Annotated in this window: 2 protein-coding genes; one reads left to right on the top strand and one right to left on the bottom strand. The window is 50.4% G+C overall.

Features of this window, described 5'->3' with window-relative positions:
- Positions 1–733 (top strand): hypothetical protein (locus tag ACH65_RS20160; RefSeq protein WP_237561576.1); only part of this gene is annotated, 733 nt, incomplete at its 5' end.
- 360 nt (positions 734–1,093) lie between these two features.
- Here ACH65_RS20160 and ACH65_RS20915 read toward each other — a convergent pair.
- Positions 1,094–1,364 (bottom strand): hypothetical protein (locus ACH65_RS20915; protein WP_237561575.1); only part of this gene is annotated, 271 nt, incomplete at its 5' end.

The raw sequence follows: 1,364 nt of genomic DNA, 5'->3' as shown, positions 1-1,364 counted from the left end.
GGCCAAGGCATTCTATGGGGCCCAGGAGTATGGGGTGAACCTGCGCGGAAGCACCAGTAATGACGACGCTCAAGCGGCTCAGCTGTCGCATTGGGCAAACCAGGATGTGCTGAAGAACTACTTGGCGAACAACATCATCAAGCAGTCGGACAACGATTTCTATGCCTTCTATGGAAGGACGGTGGTTTACGGGGCCACAGCGGGACTTTCGGCTGGCGTGCCTTTCCTGGAGGCTGCGAATGCAGCGCGTGAAGGAACAACTACTGGTTCGATATTGACGTATCTTCTGGCTAGTCGTGCCGGTGCTGGTGTCTCTGCCGGGGCCGTTAATGCGACCTCCCAGCTAATACAGGATGGCAAAGTTCGTTGGGTTAATGTGGGCGTGGCAGCTACTACTGGTTCCTTGGGTGTAGGGGGTGGTTTAGTTTGGAATACGGCAATTGGTGCGGCAGGAGGGGCTGTGCAGACAGATTTGAATAATTGGATATATAATGAAAATAAGAATATGTTTTTGAGCGCGATTGTGGCTGGTGCATCGGGTGGGGCGGGGTTTTGGGTTGGAGATAAAACTACAAAGTTGCTAAGTAATAAAATCCCTGGGTCGTTGATTCCAACTAATGCGGGAAATGTGGCTGGCCCAAGTGTTAGTGAGGGTGTTAGTCCATTCTTTGAGCAGTTGATTGGAACTCAGGATGACCAAAAGAAGCAGTCAGATGAGGCTAGGCATAAGTGAAGCGAATTATAAAATCCATGTTATTTGGTGCAGTCATGTACTCGCTTGTTTTCTCGCTTATTATTGCATGGTCGTTAATAATATGTTTGATAAGAGGTGTGGAAATTAATCATACTTTGTTCTTGGTGATTTTAATTAGAGGTTTGAAGGGGGGGGTAGTTCCAGGGGTTGCTCTGGCTATAATTTTTTATGTGGGGTCACCTCGTCCTCGTATTTCAAAGTAGTAGTTGTCTCCGTTCACAATGTCCGCAACTATTTTCGGTGAGATTTTGGGTGATTTTTATGCGCGGCATCCTACAAATCGAGTCGCCCAAATCGCCGTAAAGCTATAGTGGCGTGTCGTAATCAGTGCTTATCGTGTTAATTACAGTGTCCCGTCCACAATGTCCAAAGTCCTTTTTGGCGAAATTTCGGATGATTTTTGAGGCGGTTTCCAGCAAGCGGGGGCATTCGCATCGCCGTCAAACCGTCTTTATGCGCCGTCATCGTCGTCGAGCAGACGCACGCGGAGGCGCACAGCCAGTCGGTCAGCCAGAGCCGCTTCTTCAACACCAGCGCCACGCGCTTCGGCGCGGTGGATCCGGAAGCGAGCCGCCGCGATGACAGCCACGGCCTGGCGCAGACGTGGAGC

Source organism: Frateuria defendens (assembly GCF_001182895.1).
Classification (GTDB): Bacteria; Pseudomonadota; Gammaproteobacteria; order Xanthomonadales; family Rhodanobacteraceae; genus Frateuria_B; species Frateuria_B defendens.
Note: the sequence above shows the minus strand (reverse complement) of the source record. Positions and strands in the feature narration are given on the sequence as shown.